Genomic DNA, 18721 nt, shown 5'->3' with positions numbered 1-18721 from the left:
GGGGGCGTGCTTCCCGGCGGGGTAGTGGAGTGCGGCGGCGGTGGCGCGCGCCCCCGGGGGGGGCCCGGGCGCACCGCCCCCTTCGGCCGGTCCGCCGGGCTCCGCGCCCTCGGCTTCGGCGGCGAGGATCGCCGCCGGATTGCGGTCTGCTGCGGTCATGCGCTGCTCACGGTCGTGCGACGCGTGGTCCTGGCGCTGTGTGCGGTCTTGTGGGTCATCCGTTACTCGCGGTCCTCTGCGGTCGAGCGGCGGCGCAGGGCGATCAGGACTCCGCCGCCGGCGAGCACCACCGCGGCGACGGCGATACCGATGATGACACCGGTCGAGCTGCCGCCATCGGAATTACTGTTCCCACTCGCCGGTACTGCCGACCACCAACTCCAATAGCCGTCCTGGCCGTAGATGTTGCCCGCGGCTTCCGGCATGGTCTTGATGGACTTGATCTGGTCGGTGCGATAGGCCTCGACGGCGTTCGGATACGCCATGACGTTCATGTAGCCCGAGTCGTAAAGCCAGGACTGCATCTGCTTGACGAGGGCGGTCCGCTTGGCCGGGTCGTACTCGGCGAGCTGCTTGTCGTACAGGTCGTCGAACTTCTTGTCGCAGATGAAGTTGTCGGTCGCGGCGCTCTCCTTGGCCTTCTCGGGGAGCGCGGGGCAGGTGTGGATGCCGAGGACGAAGTCCGGGTCGGGATTCACGGACCAGCCGTCGAAAGCGAGGTCGTACTCGCCCGCGTACCAGGGCACCGACACGTCGTCGAGGCAGTTCACCTTGAGCCCGATGCCGAGGTCGCCCCACCACTCCTTGAGGTACTTCCCGACGGCCTTGTCGTTCGGGTCGGTGGCGTGACAGAGAATGCGGAAGTTGAGCGGCTTCCCGTTCTTGCCGACCCGCTTTCCGTCCCCGTTCTTCTTGTACCCGGCCTCGTCGAGCAGGTCCGCGGCCTTCTTCGGGTCGTACTTCAGCTCCTGGTCCGGAGACGGCTTCCAGGCATAGTCGGAGAACCGCGGCGGAATGTATCCCGCGCCTTCGACGGCATTCCCCTGGAACACCTTGTCGACGATGGTCTTGCGGTCCACGGACAGGAAGAGCGCCTGCCGGACGCGCTTGTCGAGCAGCGCCGGATTTCCGTTGCCGAACTTCTTGCCGTCGAGCGTGCGCGCCCCGGGGTTGGTGGCGATGGCGAAGAAGCGGCGCCCGGGCCCGTTGTTGACCTTGATGTCGCTCTCGCCCTTGAGCCCGTTGGCCTGGGCCGGGGTGAGCGCGGGCTGGCCCGCGACGAACGAGACCTCGCCCTTCTTGAGCGCGGCGACGGCAGCGTCCTGGTCCTTGTACGTCTTGAAGACCAGCTCGTCGAACTTCGGCGCCCCGCGCCAGAACTTCTTGTTGGCCTTCAGCTTCACGTACTGGTCGACCTTGAAGTCACTGAGGACGAAGGGCCCGTTCCCGACGACGGGGAAGTCCTTGTCGTTGTTGAACTTGGAGATGTCGTCGACCTTCTCCCAGACGTGCTTGGGGACGATCGGGACGTCGAGGGCCGCCATCGTCGACTGCGGCTTCTTCAGCTCGATCACGAGCTTCGTCGGCGAGGGGGCCGTCACCTTCTTGAAGTTCGTGACGAAGTTCGAGTTCGCGGTGGCCGTGCCCTCCTTGGACATGATCTTGTTGAAGGTCCAGGCGGCGTCCTCGGCCGTGGCCTTCTTCCCGTCCGACCACGTGGAGTCGGAGCGGATGGTGTACGTCCAGGTGAGCTTGTCCGCCGACGGCTCCCACTTGGTGGCGAAGCCCGGGACCGCGTGGTTGTCCTTCGGGTCGTAGTTGGTGAGGAACTCGTAGGTCAGCCGGTGGATGCTGGTGCTGAGCAGCCGCTGCGCAACGAACGGGCTGAGCGAGTCCACACTCTGCGCCACGGCGACCGTGAGCGTCTTCTTCCCGTCGTCCCCGGCCCGCGCCTGCTGGGGCGCCGGGTTGAGCGGCGTCGCCAGCCCGGCGGTGAGCACGAGGGCGGCGGCCGCGCCACCGCCCGCGATCACCAGGCGACGACGGGACCGCCGCGGTCCGGCGGCGGCCGGGGTGGTGAGGGAGGAGGGGGAGGCGGGGGAGGCGGGGGAGGAAGTGGGCCAGGGGGTGGAGGTGGAGCTGGAGGTGGAGCGGGGGGTGGAGCTGGTTCTGCCGTGCTGATCTCGTGTGTCCATGGCTCGGTGACCTCGCGTCATCGCTCGCGCAGGGATGGCTGGTTACGGCTAGTGGATCAAGGGATGCCAGCTGGTTGATGTGTGTGTCTACCAGCGCCAGTCTGCACGCGTCAACGGCCGGTGAACCCCATGTGGCCTGCGGAAATAACGAGTTGACCGGGATTTCATCCGCATTGGTCAAGACCACTGATGCCGCGCTGGCCAGGGGGTGACGGTGGGGGGAGGTGCAGGGTAGGAGGGTGGGGTTGGTTCCCCACCCGCCCGCCCTGTTCGCCGCGAGGCGGCTGGTGGGGCGGTGAGGGGAGGCGGCAACCGTGCCGCTCCTGCTGTGGGCAGCTGGTCCGCCCAGAGGGCGGAACGGGTGGGCACAGCCCACGCGCCGGGTGCCCTTTACGTCGAGGGAACGCGAAGGGCCCGCGCCAGCGAAGGCACGGGCCCAACCGGGTGAGACGGAGGCTACGACTGCGGCGGCGTGTCCGGCGTCTGGGGCGGCACCCCAGGAACCCCGCCGGGCTGGGCCGGGGCAGACCCGGGAGCCTGCCCCGGCCACCCTTGCGGCACCCCCGCCTGGGGGTACGGCTGACCCCCCTGAGGCGTCCCGCCATACCCCGGCAACGGCGGCGCCACCGTAGGCGGCGGATTACCATCCGACGTCCACAGCCCCTGCGCCTGCTGCGCCCGCGTAAAGTCCTCGGCCACCATCGCCGCAAGCGTGAAGTACGCCTCCCGCACCTTGGGTCGCATCATGTCGAGATCGACCTCGGCCCCCGCGGCGAGATGCTCGTCGAACGGCACGACGACAACCCCCCGGCACCGCGTCTCGAAGTGCGACACGATGTCCTCGACCTTGATCATCTTGCCGGTCTCCCGCACTCCGGAGATGACCGTGAGCGACCGCTGCACCAGATCCGCGTACCCGTGCGCGGACAGCCAGTCCAGCGTCGTGGACGCGCTGCTCGCCCCGTCCACGGACGGAGTCGAGATGATGATCAGCTGGTCGGCGAGGTCGAGCACCCCGCGCATGGCGCTGTAGAGCAGCCCGGTACCGGAGTCGGTCAGGATGATCGGGTACTGCTTGCCGAGCACGTCGATCGCGCGCCGGTAGTCCTCGTCGTTGAAGGTCGTGGACACCGCCGGGTCGACGTCGTTGGCGATGATCTCGAGCCCGGACGACGCCTGCGAGGTGAAGCGCCGGATGTCCATGTACGAGTTGAGGTACGGGATCGCCTGGACGAGGTCGCGAATGGTGGCCCCGGTCTCGCGCCGCACGCGCCGCCCGAGCGTGCCCGCGTCCGGGTTGGCGTCGATCGCGAGGATCTTGTCCTGGCGCTCACTGGCGAGCGTCGAGCCCAGGGCGGTCGTCGTGGTCGTCTTGCCGACGCCGCCCTTGAGGCTGATGACGGCGATCCGGTAGCAGGACAGGACCGGCGTACGGATCAGCTCCAGCTTGCGCTGCCGCTCGGCCTCCTCCTTCTTGCCGCCGAACTTGAACCGCGACCCGCCGCCCGCGGGCCTGCTGCTCTTCGTCTTCTGCTTCTTGTTGTTGAGCAGCCGGTCGGAGGAGAGCTCGACGGCCGCCGTGTACCCGAGCGGCGCGCCCGGGTTGGTGCGCTCGCGCTGGTCGTGCTGCACGGGCTGCGGCCAGGCGGCACCGGCACGGGGGTCGACGGGACCGCCCTGCGGGCCCGGCTGCGCGTACGGGCCCGGCTGTGCGGGCAGTCCCGGCTGTCCCGGCTGTCCGTGCGGTCCCTGAGGGGCGGCCTGGGCGTCTTGGGCGGGCGGCATCGGCTGCGCGGGCCCGGCCTGCGGCAGCCCGGCCTGGGGCGGTCCCGCGTGGGGCGGTCCGGCCTGGGGGTACCCGGCCTGGGGGTGACCGGTCTGAGGCAGCGGCTGGCCGCCCTCCGGCATGGGGTGCCCCGCCTGCGGGGCGGCCTGGACGGGAGGCAGCGGCTGCGGGGCCTGCGGCTGCCCCGGCTGCTGGTACCCGGCGGGAAGCGGCAGCTGGCCCTGCGGGTGCCCCTGTCCCGGCAACTGCGGCTGCCCCTGGACTTGTTGGGGAACCTGCGGCTGCTGTGCGACCGGTTGCGGCTGCGGCTGTGGCTGTACGGGAGCCGGGGCCTGGACCTGGGCCTGGGGCGCCTGCTGGGGGATGGGCGCGTGAGGAGCGGCCGGGGCCGGGGGAGTGCTCTGCGGGGCGGCCTGCGGCTGCGGGGCTTGCGGGAACCCGTAACCGCTGTCCTGAGGGGCGGGCGCAGGGGCGCCCGGCGCGGGGAACCCGTACCCGCCCTGCGGCACCCCCGGTGTCTCGGCCACGGGCGCGGGCGGCTGCGCTGTGGGCGCGACCGGACCGGTGGGCGTGGACCAGGGCTGCGGCGTCGGTGCCGGGGCCTGCGGCTGGACGGACGGCGGGGCCGGCGTCGGCGCGGGCGGCTGCGCCGTACCGGCCGCACCCTCCTGCGCGGCCTGCGTCGGAACCGGCCACTGCGGCGCGGCCGCGGGCGCGGCGGGCTGGAACGCGGGCGGCAGCGGCGGCAACCCACCCTGCGGCGCGGGCGGCGGAGTCCAGGCAGGCGGCACGGAACCCTGCACGTCACCCTCGCCCACGGCGACCACGGGCTCGGACTGAGGCACCGGCGGCGCCACGGGCCCGTCACCCACCGACGGCACCGAGCCCCCGGCACCGCCAGAGCCGGACTCCGACACGGAGCCGGAGCCCACCTCTCCGTCGGCGTCGCCCTCGGCCACAGCGCCCTCGACCACAGCGCCCTCGGCGACAACGGCACCGGAGCCGTCCGCCCCGCTCACCGCCTCGTCGCCACCGCCCTGGCCTGCCGCACCCTCATCGTCACCCTCACCACCGGACTGGGAGTCGGCGGGCACCCCCTCACTCCGACCGTCGCCCGAGGCGTCGGCCTGGACCTCGATGCCAGGCCCGGCCTCAGCTTCGGCCTCGGCTTCGGTTCCTCCCTCGCCCTCAGGCCCGGCCTCGGCCGCCCGCCCAGCCATCTCCCGCCGGAGTGCCGCAGGCGAGAACCGCATGGTGGCACCGCTCTCCAGATCGCCACCCCCAAGGCTCTCGGCGACGGGCTCGGAAGCCTCGCTCCTGCCCCCCTCGTCGGGTGCAACCGGAGGGGCCGACGGGCTGAGCGGCTGCCCCGAGGGCGGCGGAGTCGTCTCACCCGTGCCGGACACCCCACCCCCGACCAAGGGGGCAGACGCAGGAGGCGGCGGCACGGACACGGCAGAGGCAGCAGAGGCAGCAGGAGACGACGAAGTGGGCGCGGGAGAGGGCGAGGAGGAGGGAGAGACGGAAGCCGACGCCTCCCCGCCGCTCCCGGAGGCGTTCTGCGTGTACCAGGCAGGCGGGGCGTAGTCGATGGTGAACTCGCCCGTCGTCTCGGCAGCGGACTCCGCGTCGGACTGATCGTCGACGGGTGTGTCCCAGCCGCCGCGGATCTTGTCCCGATCGCTGTTCACAATGCCTCCTGATGTGGTCGAGCACGCTCGTGCCGTGGTGGGGGGCGACCGTTCCTGTCGTCCGATCCGCCTGGCTCTCCCCGTGTGCGGGACGCGCACACTCCGCTCGTGGGTTCTGGAGTCGCGCCCTGTCCCAGCCTAATCACCAACAGCACAAGCACGGCAGGCCAGTCCACCCGCCGGTCGACGACCGTTACGTCACGCCTCACTCAAGACCGGTCATCCACGCATCACCACGGCGAACAAAGCGGTCAACACCCGCAGAACACCGTAAATACCTGGCAATTGCCTCAGCAAGTGGCCAGCAATCGCCCGGCAATTACTCGGGAACCCCCGAAATCAGTCCACCCGTCCCCAGCCCCCCGTCCTCAGTCCACCCGTCCTCAGTCCATCCGTCGCGCGGCCCCCAGCAGTCCGGTCTCGGCGTCGGTTCCCTGCGTCACCACGTACTGCCGATCGCGCTCGGCGCACCACAGCGTCACCCCGTCCGCGAGCGTCGGCAACGACTCGACCTCTCCCCGCGAAAGCCCGAGGGCCCGCCCCACCTGCGCGGCCTCGTCCGGCGAGATCCGCTGCACCCCGACGAGCCGCGCCTGCCGGATGAGCCGGGGCGCCACAGGACTCACGTACGGAAGCAAGGTGAGCACCGACTGCCAGGGACCGGACACCACCCGCCCCCGAGGCGGCCGCATCCCGCAGTCCCGCACCACGAGCACCGGACTCCCGGCCGACGCCCCCTGCGGCGGCACCCGCCCGACGTCGTGCACGGCCATCCCGCTCGGCCCGACCCCGAGGGCCTGGACCAACTGCGCCCAGGACTGCGCCCGCCCGGTCTCGACCGCCACCCGCGCCCCCGTGGCGGCGGCCCGCAGGGCGATCACCTGCGCGGTCCAGAGCCCGCCGATCAGCAGGATGTCGTACGGCGTGGGCCGGTTGACCCCCAGGACGGCGGGCTGCCGCTGCGCGTCCACGCCGATGACGACCCCGTCGTCGCCTATGGGGAGCGCGAGCTCGTCGATGTCCTCGGTGGCGAGCGCATGCCGTCCGTGGCGCGGCCCGAGCAGCCCGAACCCGGGCGAAAGGGAGACCATCAGCGGGCACCTCCGAGCGGCAGGGTGGCGAGCATTCCCGGAAGCTGCTCGCGGTCGAGGCGGGCCAGGCCGACCCCGACCTGGCGGGCGCCCTGCTCCAACGCGCGCCGGGCCGCGACGAGTTCCGTGTCGCCGCGCCCGGTCACTCGCACGTGGCCGCACATCAGCACGTCGTGCCCCCGGCCGGGCCGCAGCGTCAGACTGAAGGTGGTGGCGAGCGTCGGAACCGCCGTGAGCAGGGTGATGAGCTGGGCAAGCGCGGACCCGCCGGACCCGCCGGACCCGCCGGACCCACCAGAGCCGCCAGCGCTGCTTGCGCCGCCGGACCCGCCAGCGCTGCTTGCGCCGCCGGACCCGCCAGCACTGCTTGCGCCACCGGACCCGCCGGTGCTGCTGGCGTCGCCGGTGCGGCCCAGCTGAGGCCAGCGTCTTATCCAGTACGTCGTGTGCCGCCGGTTGTCGCAGCGCCAGGAGCGCGGGGTCTCCTCGGTCCGCCGCTCCGGGGCGTCGGCGCGCCCGGACTGGGCCGTGACCAGCGGGTTGGCGCACGCGGATGTGGCGATGGCGGCCGTCAGCTCCTCCTCCGTCAGCACGGTCGCCCGGAACCCCTTGCCCGTCAGTCGGCTCGCCAGCTGGTCGGCGGCGCGCACCACGCACTTCTGGGCGCCCGTGAGACCGCCCCCGCGGGCCGCCACGGCCTCGGGGCACAGCTCCGGATCGAGCTTCAGGGCGATCCAGGTGATCCGCACGGACGGCGATCCGGTCTCTGCCTGGAGCGGCGCGTAGTTGCTGACGGCCACGGACTGCTGGGGGAGGTGCAGCGCGGGCGCGGGCTGGGTGTGCAGCACGATCTGCGCGGATTCGAGCCGGATCCCGTCCACGTCGAGCGCGTCCCGCACCAGGCCGAGCGGCAGGGGCTGTCTCTTGTGCGCTACCCGCAGCGCCGTGCCGTCCGACTCGACCTGGAGGACGACGGTCACGAACGTCCCGTCCCCCACCATCCCGACCTCCCGCCGGTCGCGGCCGCGATGCGTGTACGTACGCAGGGCGGGGTCGCACTCGAGCGCCGGGGCGAACGCGGGGTCCGTCCCCGCCGGGACCGGCGTCCCGGCCGCGTGGCGACTGCGCTTGCGTAACCCCCGGACCGCGCCCCACAGTTCGGGCAGAGGGCGTCCGCGCCGACGCGTGACGGCGAGCAGCACGAGCACCGCCGCGACGACGGACGCGGGGACGAGGACCAGCGTGTCCACGGCCCAGGCGGCAAGGAGCAGAGCGGCGGCGGCCTCCAGCAGAACGAGCCGTTGCAGACGGAACGGCCCCAACCGCCGCGAGCGCGAGCGGAGATGAGGCGCTATCGCCCGTCCGGGCCGCGCGGAGTCCGGCACAACGCCCCCAGCGGGCCCCTGCGTTCCAGGTCCCGACCCGCCCCGCACCCGCGTCCGTGTCACGGAAGCCATCAGCCCAACCCCCCGTAAGTCTCCCGAATTGTCCCGTCAGGTAAGGCTCTTGAGACCCGGAACCTAACCCACCTCACACGCGCGATCACATAACAGGCATAGTAGGGGCTCGGTCTGACAACGGAGGTCGGGGGTCGCGTGCCCCCAGCGCTGACAGGGGGAACCGGACGCTCATGGCATCACGGCGCGACGAACTCAACGCCTACACCTTCGCGAAGCGCCGTACGCTCGCGGCCTTCCTCCAGCCGTCTCCCTCGGGCTCGGAGGAAGGCGCTCCGCGCCCGTTACGCGCGGTGGTGCCCGGCCTGATCGTCGGGGTGGTCGTCCTCGCGGTCTTCGGTGCGTGGGGGATGTTCAGACCGGCGGCCAAGCCGGGCTGGGACAAGCCGAAGGAACACGTGATCATCGCGAGCAAGTCCACCACCCGGTACGTCGTCCTCAGGACCGACGGAAAGCGCCAGCTGCACCCCGTCCTCAACATGGCGTCGGCGAAGCTCCTCCTCGACGCCGGCAAGGGCGACGTGATCAAGGTCGACGAGTCCGTCCTCGACAACGGCAAGATCCCGCACGGCGCCACGGTCGGCATCCCGTACGCCCCCGACCGGCTGCCCTCCGCGGCCGAGGCGGGGGCCGCCAAGCGCTGGGCCGTGTGCGAGCGCCCGGTCCAGGGCGGCAGGGCGATCCAGAAGGCCGCGTTCGTCCTCGCGGAGCGCGAGCAGGGCAGGACCGAGGGCCCCGAACGGCTGCGCGGCGGCGAGCTGTTGTACGTGGTCGGGCCCGACAAGGCCCGCTATGTGGTCGACGCGCGCGGCTACGCGTACCCGTTCTCCGCCAGGAACAATTCGCTCCTGCGCACGCTCGTGGGCTCCGACCGGGAGCCGCAGCGGGTGTCCGCGCAGTGGCTCGCCACGCTGCACCGGGGCGACCGGATCACCTTCCCGAAGGTGAACGGCGTTCCGGCGACGGACGCCAAGGTCGAAGGCCTCGACGACCCGGCGGCGAACAGGGTCGGCATGGTCCTCAAGGCCCGCAACGGCGGCAGGACGCAGAGCTACGTGGTGCTGCCCGGCCGGGTCGCGCCGGTCTCCGACTTCGTCGCCGAGCTGCTCCTCAACAGCCGTGACCTGGTCGGCCTGGGGCAGGGGGGCCAGGCCCGGGACATGAGCGCCGGAGCGCTCCTCCACCCCTCATCCGAGGGGTTCGCCGCCGCGTACACCTGGCCGAGCCGGACGCCGCGGCCGGCCGGTACGGGCTCCGCCGGGCCCTCCGGCCGCGACACGGTCTGCAACGTGCTGCGGCACGTCGACGCCGACGACGGCAGCACCACGCTGAGCACCTGGATCGGCCGGGACTTCCCCGCGACGCTCCCCGCCGGCTCGTCGAGCGCGTACGTCACTCCGGGATCGGGCCAGCTCTACCGGCAGTTCACCGGCAGGGACACGAAGACGGGCGGCGTCTTCCTGGTCACCGACACGGGCCTGCGCTACGCGATGCAGTCCAACAGCGACAGCGCGACGGACGACGCGGGCATCGGCACTTCCGAGAAGCAGCGGAAGCAGCGTAAGCAACGGAAGCAGCTGGAACAGCAGGAACAGGAGGCGCAGCAGGCCCAGACCCGCCTGGGTTACGCCGACGCGGAGGTGGGGCGGGTGCCCGCGGACTGGGCCAAGTTCCTGCCCACGGGCCCGCGCCTGTCGACGGCGGCGGCACGCCAGCCGCAGGGCTCGTGAGGGGTGCCGTGATGGCGTACGCAGCCCTGGCCCGGCCTCGCTCCTGGGCGCGGATGACCGCGGCGGCGGCCGCGGCCCTGACCCTGTCGGCCGCGACCGCGGTCACTCCCGCCGCCGCGGAGCCGCCACCGCCCTCGGACCAGTGCGAGTTCGGGTCCAAGAAGTACGCGGGCCGCCCCTGGTCGCTGCAGCGCGTCCTCCTCGACGAACTCTGGCGCCAGTCCACGGGCAAGGGGGTGAAGGTGGCGGTGATCGACACCGGCGTGGACATCAAGAACCCCCAGCTCAAGCCAGCGGTGGACGCGTCCCGTGGCCGGAACTACCTCGACAAGAACCTCAAGGACGACAACGGCAACAAGCTGGACCGGGGCAAGCCGAACGGCACCACCGACACCGTCGGGCACGGCACGCGTGTCGCGGGCATCATCGCGGCCCGCCCGGCCAAGGGCACGGGCTTCGTCGGCCTCGCTCCCGACGCGACGATCATCCCCATCAAGCAGAACGACGCGGAGGGCCATGGGACGACGGTGACCCTCGCGCAGGCCATCGACTACGCGGTCAGGGCGGGCGCCGACGTCATCAACATCTCCCAGGACACGGCCGACGCGGTGAAGCCCGCGCCGCAGCTCGCCCGGGCGGTCGGCAGGGCGCTCGCGGCGGACCGCGTGGTCGTCGCCTCCGCGGGCAACGACGGCCTGGGCGGCAACGTCAAACGGACCTACCCCGCCTCCTACGAGGGCGTCCTCGCGGTGGCGGCGTCGGACCGCAACAACGAACGCGCCGCCTTCTCCCAGTCCGGCGAGTTCGTCGACGTGGCGGCGCCGGGCGTGGACATGATCTCCACGGTTCCCCTCGGCGGCCACTGCTCCGACAACGGCACCAGCTTCGCCGCCCCCTACGTCGCCGGCCTCGCGGCCCTCATCAAGGCCAAGCACCCCTCCTGGACGCCCCGCCAGATCACCGCCCAGATCCAGCAGACAGCGGAACGCTCCATCGCGGGCCACGACCGCCTGGTCGGCTGGGGCGTGGTCGACCCGGTCCGCGCCCTCACCGAGGACGACCACCCGATCGACCACCCCGTAGCCCAAGAAGGCATCCAACGAGGCAAGGCCCCGAGCCCCGCCAAACTCCACCTAGGAGAAACAGCCGAACAACGCACGGCCCGCATGGCCACGTACGTGGCGGTGGGCGCTGTGGTCGTGGTGGTGGGCCTGGGCGGGGTGGGGGTGGCTGTGCGGGATGCGCGGCGACGGAGGGGAATCGGGAACTGACAGGGAGGAGCAACTAGGCCACACGTCATGGTGAGGTGGACGCCTCGGCTCACCGAGCCCGGTCGTGGCGGGCATGGAGCGAGGTGGTCACCTTTGCGTAGATGCAGCTGAAGGAGCAGGGCTGTCGGCTGACCAGAAGCTGGATTCTACGTTCGGGCTGGGAATCTTCTTCCCGCGGTAGTCGGTCCCCTTGGCCCGAGTAGTGGGGTGCGGCACCTCGGACCTCTCCACGCAGGCTGTTTGAACGTTAAGGGAGAACTGCCCCTTGTATCCGACGATGAGGCTCATCTTCAGCACTCCGTCATCGGCGTCAGCGTAAATCGCAGGAAACTCCTTGCTGGGGTTGACCTTGGAAATTTTATATCCCGATTTCTTCCAGAATCGCTCGATCACCCCGAGGAGTGCCGCCCTCCGCTGTGGGGAGACCTGAGTCATGACGACTGCACGGCGTGTGACATCGCCAAGCCCTGGCGAGTCGGTGCAAGGACCGTCATCGGAGACGTCATGGGTCCAGTGGAGCGGAGGTTCGACTGATGACAGCGTCCTGTAGATCAAGGCATCAGCCTTCTCAGCTGCCTCCCGCATGTTCACGTCGGCGCTCCTTCGGGCATCTTTCGAATCGTTGCCGTCCCCGCCGCATCCCGCCACGAAAGCAACGACAACTGCAAGAATAATGGACCTGGGGAGGAGGTACTTCATCGAGGTGCCTCCGTGGTAATTGAGTCGGACCTTCCGGCCACGATTCTGGCGATGTTGTCGGCGGCCGAAGGGTTTCTCTCTGCGTCGAAATATCCAGAATGGGCCGGGGTGACACCTTTCCCTGAGAGCCACAAAGGGAGAGGGCCGTCACCGCTCTCCATCCTTGTGGCGCCGAATTTATCGCTCGCCGGATCCCTGCCGAAGTAGAGTTGGTCGTCTCCGTATTTCTTGAAGCCGAGGAGGACTTCCTTCCAGGGCGGCAGGTGTGTGACCGGGTCGTTGTCGGCCGATCCGACGAAGACATGTTCCTTGCCGACGTTCAGTTCCGACGCGTGCTGAGCTCCAGTACCTGGGCTACCCAGCAGAATGATGTCATCGACACCAGGGATCCCCCCGTGTTGCCTGGCCGCTGTCCCCACAGCGAGTGAACCGTAAGAATGGCCGATTGCAGTGATGTGTGGATTCTTGTGCTCGTTGGTCGTCCGGACCCCGTCCATGAAGGTGCTGTAGTCAGGCGCACCCTTCTTGGCGTCGGTCGTCGACCCGACGCCCAACAAGTCCGGTGCGTCGTACCCCAGCCATACGATCGATGCGCTGGACGGGTTATACGCCTGTGCTCCTTTTGCGGTCTGAAAGGCCCTGCGTACCGTGTCATCTGCGAAGTCGGCGTTGAGTTTGGTGCCGAGGCCGGGCACGTACGCAGATACGTTCTTGGCAGTATCCGGGTTTCCGTAGCTGACGATGGCTCGCCCGTTCCCCTCGATCCCGACCCCCAATAGGTACATGGGCGGGTATGTGGCTTGCTTGAGCTTTTCCTGGATTCCCTTCAGCCCTTGAAGCTTCTCCTGGGCATCCTCCCCCTTCTGCCCTTCAAGGCTGGCGATGGTCAGTCTGAGGTTTTCACGATTTGCCTCATCGCGAGTCTCTGCCGGAATGCCGTCCAGGTTTCCGATCACATCAGGGAAGGAGGTGATGTACTCTTCACGTTCCTTCTTGCTGAGGTTCTCCCACCACTCCTTACGTCCTTCCGGCGACTTGTCCAGAACCTGGCTTGCCAGATAGTTTCTCGCGGCGTTGTCCACCGTACTGACGTCTGCTGCTACGTCGGCCCAGATCTTAGTGTCGACGGCGAGCCCGGGCGCTGCCTTGAGCTTATGGAGCGCTGTGCTGTAGCGCTCGTCGATCTCGCGGGCCTCTCGCAGGGCATGGGCGATGCGATCGGCGATTTCCTGGGCCTTGGCATGATGAGGGTTAGGGTTCTTCAAACGGGGTGTTCCCGGACCCACGCTGGGGTTGTATTTCCCAGTTCCATCGAGATAGAGGCCGGGATTGCCAGAGCCGTAAAAACCGTTGTTTCCCACGACGGTGCCGCCAGGGAACTTCCCACCATTCATGGTGTCCTCGCCCCCGGCCGGGTAGTCGACGGTTCCATCGGCATTCACGGCGTACCCGTGGGATGCGGCCTCATCCAATGCGCTGTGCAGCCTCCGTCTGGGCGCTGCGAGTTCAGTTGCGAGGCCATCAATGGTTCCGCGGATCAGGCCGGTCTCAGTGTGAATGTAGTGGTAGTTCTCACTGAGTCGCTTGAGCCGCTTCACCGCCGCATTTGCGGACTCGCTCTCTTGTGTGCCGGAGAGCTTGCCGCTCATGCCGGCGTCGACACGCTCACGCGCAGAGTCGGCATAACGGGACACGGCGGCCCAGCCGTCGCAAGCTTCAGTCAGTTCGGACAGCTCGAGGTCCCGGAGCAGTTGCCAAGTGAGCGGAGAGGTTGCGGTCACGGCTTGTCTACTCACCTCTCCTGGTGCCGGGCACCTGCACTGCGTCGGTCTCTGCTCCCACCTTGACGTCGACCTCGCCCAACTCCCTTGCCGTGCGGCGCAGTTTGGGCTCAAGGGACTCACACTCGTTGCGGACCGCACTCATCCGTCGTTCCCAGGAGGTGAGAACAGCCTTCAGCGCGCCCAGGCTGGCGAGTCCTTCCGCGCCGCTCTCGACGCCGCCATGGGCGGAGTGCAGGGCTGCTCTGGCTCTTCGCGTTCCGGTGCCGAGTTCGTCTGCCACGTTGGCGGCGTGCGTCCATGGTTTGCGGGTGTGTTTGAGAGAACCAGTTCCGCTGCCGCCCTTGTCCGTCGATCCGCCGCCATCGGGCGCCTCGTTGAGCTGCATCTGCGTCGACTGCCGCGCCACTGCTTCGGCCTTGAGCTGTTCCCACTCGTCCCACGCCATCTGAGTCTCTCTTCCTTGAGCGTCACGGCAAGTTGGGCTTTGCCCTTGCCACGGGTGGGGCCACCGCCTGAACTGGGGTGAGAGTAGTGGAAGTTGCCGTGTGAGTGACTGAGTATGCGTACTTAGGCGATTGAGTAGCGGACACGCTGTCTCGTCTCGACGTGCGCGGCAGCATACGACACACCGAAGAGTGACTCAGGCAGCGTTGATCCGGTCACCCGGACGCCAGTTCGCAGGTCGTCGCCCACCGGGGCGGCGCAGAAGTGGCTGATTCCTGATGCTTGATCAGTGCGGGTTCCGGGTGTTCGAGCTGTGGCGTCGGCGATCGCCCTTGAGGGGTGGATCTACTCAGACCACTCGATGGCTCGTTTGCAACTGCTGTGGCGCAAAGCTCAGTTGGATGTCACTCTCGGTGTGACTAGAGTGACGAGGGCGTGGCGCGCGACCGGCTTACCGCCGAGGGTGACGCGATCGCGTGTTGGGGCCTACGGGGAACGGGTGGGGGCAGCGTGCTTGAGGACGGGTACAGGGGGTCCGCGCCGCCTGCGGGCGCTGATCTCAAGCGCGGCTTAGAAGCGTTGAAGAAGTTCCGGCGGCGCATCGACACGCTGCTCACCGAGTTCGAGGGGTCGGACGGCGGCTCGTCCAAGGTCGGGCACCAGAAGATCGCCCGCGCATCCTTCAGCGGCGAGGGCGCCCCCTTCCCCGAGGCGGACGGCCTCTACTCCCAGTACGACCGGGTGCACGAGCGGCTCACCTCGCTGTCGAAGATGCTCGGTGACCAGATCGAAGCCATGGGGATCGCCGTGCACGGCGCGGACGTCGGCTTCGACAACCTCGAGGATGAGCTGCGGCAGCGGTTCTGGGCGATCCAGACCTCGGTGCGGCGCGGCCAGGAGCCGACCGGGCGCGAGCCGGGCGGCACCTCCGGCGCGCAGCGCGGCCACGGCAGTAGTGAGACCGACTCCGGGTGGAAGTTGTGAGCTTCGAAGGACACCGCCTGAACGACATGATCGATCTCGTCGAGCATGCAAATCCAGCCGATCTGGAGAGCGCGGGCGAGGCGCTGCAGAAGGCGCGCGACGCGATCGCGACGGCGGCCGGCGAGCTCGGCGACCACATCGACCGCGTCGACTGGGAGGGCGAGGCCGGGCAGGCGTTCCGCAAGTGGGGCAAGAAGCTCGTCAAGGAAACCCACCAGCTCTCCGACTTCGCCGACACGGCCAGTGTCCAGATCGCCTCGGCCGGGGCAGGGCTGGCTTCCGTACGCAGCTCCATGCCCCCGCGGGACACGCGTACGGATCCCAAGGCGGTGGCGGACATCCCCACGCCGAAGAGGACGGATGGCAACGCGGACTACGAGGCCGCGGTCAAGGCCGAGAAGCACCGCCAAGAGGCGATCAACCAGATGAACCGGTTGGCGTCGTTCTACCGGGTCTCGCAGCACGAGATGGCGGGGCAGGAGCCGCCCACGTTTTCGGCTATGCCGGATGTGGGGGTGCCGAGGCCGCGGATGGAAGGCAGGGACAGCCCTGGCGGCGAGTCGAGGCAGGCGGTGCCCTCGGGCACCCCCTCTGCTGATACTCCGTCGGCGCCTTCGCGCTCAGGCGAGTCCGTGACACCGGTCCCCCCGGGAACGAACGATCCCTTGCCGTCCCGCGACGAAGTACGCGGCCCGACTCCCTCCCCGGACCGGCCTGCCGGCGTCGAGCCTGTCGGCACGGAGATTGACACCGTCGGCAAGCTGCCTCCGCAGACCACCGGTCCGGTGCCTGCTGCGCCGCCCCCTACCCCTGGTCCAACAGCTATCGACGGGGGACCTCCTCCCCTGCCTGGGCGCGGTCCCGTGCAGCCTCCGCGCCCCGACCCTGCCGCACGCCCGCCCCGTCGCGCCGGAGGCGGGAGAGTGCCGTTGCCGGACCAGGGGCGAACGAGTGTTGGGGGCCCCAGGGAGCCGACTGGTGGTCCTGGGCGTACTCCTCCCACGGGCCCGCCAGGACGTGTTGGACCGGTGGCTCAAGGCAGAGTTATCAGCGGTCCGACGGCTCCCGAGCAGCAGCAGCCGGTGGGGCGCGGCATAACAGGAGGCACTCCGCAGCCACGCAGTCTGCCGGGCTCGCGCCCCGGCGTTCCGGGCATCACTGGTGCGCCGCGTGCCGACGGCGTCGTGGGTGGTCGGCCCGCTTCTGGGCCAGTGGCGGGTCCGGCCGGTTCCAGGATGTCGCGTCGACCCGTCGGCAATCCTGATGGGGTTCTCGGCACGCCCAAGGAGCGGACGTCTCCGGGCGGAGGCCGCAGGAACGGATTCACCGCTGGCGGTACTGGCCTGGTACGTGGTCCTGCGAGCAATCGCCGACGCCAGGACCGCGAAGAAGACGAGGCCGCGCAGCGGCCCGACTACGTGGTCGAGGACGAAGAGACACATCTGCCCGGCGGACGGCGGCACGTACCGCCAGTGATCGATTAATGGTGAGTGAGGACGTGCAGGGCGTGGACTCAGGGTCTGGTCGGAATGGCGGCAGCAGGGCCGCGCTGTTCGAAGGGCGTGCGTGGCGAGGGCTCGTCTCCGTGGGCTCGGCAGTCGGCGCCCTCACCCTGCTGTCCGTGGGGCTGGCGCCGAGCGCGGTCGCTGACGACGTTCAGTCGAAGCAGTGGTACTTGGACGCCATGGGTGCCGAGGAACTCTGGGGGGTCAGCACCGGCAAGGGCATCAAGGTGGCCGTCGTCGACAGTGGTGTTTCCCCGACGCCTTCTCTCAAAGGCCGTGTGCTCGCTGGCAAGGACGTGACGGGCCTGAGGGGCGGGGCTCTGGATGACTATGACGGCCACGGAACCACGATGGCAGAGCTGATTGCGGGTTCCGGTCGCGGAGGAGGCCTCAAGGGCTTGGCCCCTGGTGCGAAGGTCATCTCTGTCCGGGTCAGCTTGGACAGCGCTGAGGGCAAGGACGAGAGTGACAGCGCCGAAGCCATTCGGGCGGCGGCGGACAGCGACGCACAGATCATCAGCATGTCTTTCGGGTCTGACGTCATGTACCCGGCCCAGGAAGCGGCAGTGAAGTACGCCGCCTCAAAGGGCAAGCTGATGTTCGCCAGTGTCGGAAACAACGCCCAGAAGAAGAACTTCATCGGGTATCCGGCGGCCTATCCCAATGTCACCGGGGTTTCCGCCGCCGACAAGTCCGGCAAGGTCGCCAAGTACTCGGAGTTCGGTGAGTACGTGGACCTGGCGGCGCCGGGCCTGAACCTGCCCAAGTGGTGTGACGCGACGTTCCGTTCGTACTGCAACGGCGGAGGCGGTACGAGCGCGGCCGCCGCCCTCGCCTCCGCCTCCGCCGCCCTCATCTGGTCCAAACACCCCCACTGGACCGCCAACCAGGTCCTCCGCGTCCTCATCGACACTGCGGGACGCAGTTGGCCGAAGGACAAGCCCAGTGACTATCTCGGCTACGGATTGGTCCGGCCGGCTCCGAATCTCCTGAAGAACAGGGGGAATCCTGGGCCCCCGGACGTCGACCCCATCACCAACAAGAAGACGCCCGGCGTGGGAGGTTCGTCCTCCGCGCCGTCCAAGGAGTCTTCGGCGCCCGCGTCGAATCCTCCGAAGGACGCGGCCGACAGCAAGCCGGCGGCATCCGTGGCGAGCTCGAAGTCCGATGACGAAAGCAACCAGTTGTGGATCGTCGCCGGCGCTGTCGCCGCCGTCGTCGTCATCGGGGGCGGAGCCTTCGCCCTCGTGCGGAGTCGGCGTCACGCATGACACGGCGCATCCCAATGACAACCCGAAAGATCACGTAAGGAGAGCCCGCTCATGGCCGATGGCCGGAAGCTAAACGATCAGGAAGTCGCGCTCCTCGAGAAGGAGATCGTCGACAAGTACGACTCGGTGCAGAGGCAGCTCAGGCGCCTGCAGGGCACGCTCGACACGATGGAGGCCAACTGGCGTGGCATCGGTGCGCACGCCTTCGACGCGAAGCAGACGGAGATCAACCAGCGCATGCAGGCGATCGGCCGCATCCTCGTGGACTTCCTGGAAGGCATCAACGCCAACCGCAAGGACAAGGACAGGCTCGAGGACGAGGTCCGCGCGACCATGAACAGCATTGACGTGCAGTACGGCGGACAGCACTCGGCCATCAGCAGCTACTGAGGCGGGTACTGCGGCAGTTACTGAGGCGAGCTGTTCTCGGGCCGTCGCGGCCCGGCCGAAACCACTAGGAGCAGACATGGCACGTGTGAACTTCGACGAACTCGCGGTCAAATACGGTGGCCTTGACGCCATCACCACCGAACTCGGCATTCAGGCGAAGCAATTGGAGTCCGACCTCGCCGACATCAAGCGGGCCGTGGCCAAGGTCGCCGAAGGGTGGGAGGGCGACGCGTACCAGGCCTACACCCTGAAGCAGAAGGAATGGGACAACCACGCCAAGGCCATCCACACGGCCCTCATGCAGATCGGCCAGAAGGTCGGCCAGGCGGGCGGTGACTACCGGGGTGGCGACCTGAAGGGGGCCAGCTACTTCCAGTGAGGCTGGACCGGAACGAAGCGTCGGGGTGGGCATGCGCGGGAGAT

General features: G+C 69.1%; 13 protein-coding genes. 6 read left to right on the top strand and 7 right to left on the bottom strand.

All coding sequences use genetic code 11. From position 1 onward, the window contains the following. Nucleotides 1–221 precede the first annotated feature (221 nt). The 4 genes from ACFWZ5_RS26925 to eccE form a co-directional block, all read right to left on the bottom strand. Nucleotides 222–2195, bottom strand: a complete 1974-nt coding sequence (locus ACFWZ5_RS26925; protein WP_384795289.1) for an ABC transporter substrate-binding protein — start codon at nucleotides 2193–2195, stop codon at nucleotides 222–224. A gap of 456 nt (nucleotides 2196–2651) precedes the next feature. Continuing rightward, nucleotides 2652–5672: an SCO5717 family growth-regulating ATPase gene (locus ACFWZ5_RS26920; protein ID WP_384795291.1), complete on the bottom strand. Its 3021-nt coding sequence runs from the start codon at nucleotides 5670–5672 to the stop codon at nucleotides 2652–2654. Nucleotides 5673–6055: 383 nt separating this feature from the next. Beyond that, nucleotides 6056–6763, bottom strand: coding sequence for a hypothetical protein (locus ACFWZ5_RS26915; RefSeq protein WP_384795293.1), 708 nt, complete (start codon nucleotides 6761–6763; stop codon nucleotides 6056–6058). Continuing rightward, nucleotides 6763–8220: a type VII secretion protein EccE gene (gene eccE, locus ACFWZ5_RS26910; protein ID WP_384795295.1), complete on the bottom strand. Its 1458-nt coding sequence runs from the start codon at nucleotides 8218–8220 to the stop codon at nucleotides 6763–6765. Before eccE ends, ACFWZ5_RS26915 begins: the two co-directional genes overlap by 1 nt. A gap of 173 nt (nucleotides 8221–8393) precedes the next feature. Here eccE and eccB point away from each other — a divergent pair, with 173 nt between their 5' ends. After that, the gene (gene eccB, locus ACFWZ5_RS26905; RefSeq protein ID WP_384795297.1) at nucleotides 8394–9950 is read left to right on the top strand and encodes a type VII secretion protein EccB; all 1557 of its coding nucleotides are present in this window, start codon (nucleotides 8394–8396) and stop codon (nucleotides 9948–9950) included. An 11-nt stretch (nucleotides 9951–9961) separates the two neighbouring features. Beyond that, complete coding sequence (gene mycP / locus ACFWZ5_RS26900) at nucleotides 9962–11221, top strand: type VII secretion-associated serine protease mycosin (RefSeq protein WP_384795299.1); 1260 nt, start codon at nucleotides 9962–9964, stop codon at nucleotides 11219–11221. A gap of 87 nt (nucleotides 11222–11308) precedes the next feature. On the opposite strand, the gene ACFWZ5_RS26895 is transcribed toward mycP, so the two are convergent. Genes ACFWZ5_RS26895 through ACFWZ5_RS26885 form a run of 3 tightly spaced genes read right to left on the bottom strand, consistent with a single transcriptional unit; the run spans nucleotide 11309 to nucleotide 14149 of the window. Continuing rightward, a complete protein-coding gene (locus ACFWZ5_RS26895) occupies nucleotides 11309–11920 on the bottom strand; it encodes a hypothetical protein (protein WP_384795301.1) in 612 nt (203 codons plus the stop codon). Continuing rightward, on the bottom strand, nucleotides 11917–13701 hold the full coding sequence (locus tag ACFWZ5_RS26890) for an alpha/beta hydrolase (RefSeq protein ID WP_384795303.1): 1785 nt from the start codon (nucleotides 13699–13701) through the stop codon (nucleotides 11917–11919). The genes ACFWZ5_RS26895 and ACFWZ5_RS26890 overlap by 4 nt, the downstream gene beginning before the upstream one ends. 7 nt (nucleotides 13702–13708) lie before the next feature. Further along, nucleotides 13709–14149, bottom strand: a complete 441-nt coding sequence (locus tag ACFWZ5_RS26885; protein ID WP_384795305.1) for an amino acid ABC transporter permease — start codon at nucleotides 14147–14149, stop codon at nucleotides 13709–13711. Nucleotides 14150–14727: 578 nt separating this feature from the next. Here ACFWZ5_RS26885 and ACFWZ5_RS26880 point away from each other — a divergent pair. From ACFWZ5_RS26880 to ACFWZ5_RS26865, 4 genes are all read left to right on the top strand, one after another. Continuing rightward, nucleotides 14728–15132, top strand: coding sequence for a hypothetical protein (locus ACFWZ5_RS26880; RefSeq protein WP_384795306.1), 405 nt, complete (start codon nucleotides 14728–14730; stop codon nucleotides 15130–15132). Nucleotides 15133–16753: 1621 nt separating this feature from the next. Next, nucleotides 16754–17908: a S8 family serine peptidase gene (locus tag ACFWZ5_RS26875; RefSeq protein WP_384795308.1), complete on the top strand. Its 1155-nt coding sequence runs from the start codon at nucleotides 16754–16756 to the stop codon at nucleotides 17906–17908. Between the two features lie 51 nt (nucleotides 17909–17959). Next, entirely contained in the window at nucleotides 17960–18298 is a 339-nt protein-coding gene (locus tag ACFWZ5_RS26870; RefSeq protein WP_384795310.1) for a WXG100 family type VII secretion target, read from the top strand. 76 nt (nucleotides 18299–18374) lie between these two features. Continuing rightward, nucleotides 18375–18677 carry a WXG100 family type VII secretion target gene (locus ACFWZ5_RS26865; RefSeq protein WP_384795312.1) on the top strand — a complete coding sequence of 101 codons (303 nt, stop codon included), beginning with the start codon at nucleotides 18375–18377 and terminating at the stop codon, nucleotides 18675–18677. Nucleotides 18678–18721 lie beyond the last annotated feature (44 nt).

The sequence above is a fragment of the Streptomyces sp. NPDC059003 genome (assembly GCF_042740445.1).
Taxonomy (GTDB): Bacteria; Actinomycetota; Actinomycetes; order Streptomycetales; family Streptomycetaceae; genus Streptomyces.
The sequence above is the reverse complement of the archived record's forward strand: the minus strand, read 5'-3'. Positions and strand labels throughout refer to the sequence as shown.

Excerpts from the sequence above, each read along its gene's own strand:
- ACFWZ5_RS26865 (WP_384795312.1), top strand. The coding sequence starts at position 18,375 with ATGGCACGTGTGAACTTCGACGAACTCGCGGTCAAATACGGTGGCCTT.
- ACFWZ5_RS26915 (WP_384795293.1), bottom strand. The coding sequence starts at position 6,763 with ATGGTCTCCCTTTCGCCCGGGTTCGGGCTGCTCGGGCCGCGCCACGGA.
- eccE (WP_384795295.1), bottom strand. The coding sequence starts at position 8,220 with ATGGCTTCCGTGACACGGACGCGGGTGCGGGGCGGGTCGGGACCTGGA.
- mycP (WP_384795299.1), top strand. The coding sequence starts at position 9,962 with ATGGCGTACGCAGCCCTGGCCCGGCCTCGCTCCTGGGCGCGGATGACC.
- ACFWZ5_RS26895 (WP_384795301.1), bottom strand. The coding sequence starts at position 11,920 with ATGAAGTACCTCCTCCCCAGGTCCATTATTCTTGCAGTTGTCGTTGCT.
- ACFWZ5_RS26870 (WP_384795310.1), top strand. The coding sequence starts at position 17,960 with ATGGCCGATGGCCGGAAGCTAAACGATCAGGAAGTCGCGCTCCTCGAG.
- ACFWZ5_RS26925 (WP_384795289.1), bottom strand. The coding sequence starts at position 2,195 with ATGGACACACGAGATCAGCACGGCAGAACCAGCTCCACCCCCCGCTCC.
- eccB (WP_384795297.1), top strand. The coding sequence starts at position 8,394 with ATGGCATCACGGCGCGACGAACTCAACGCCTACACCTTCGCGAAGCGC.
- ACFWZ5_RS26885 (WP_384795305.1), bottom strand. The coding sequence starts at position 14,149 with ATGGCGTGGGACGAGTGGGAACAGCTCAAGGCCGAAGCAGTGGCGCGG.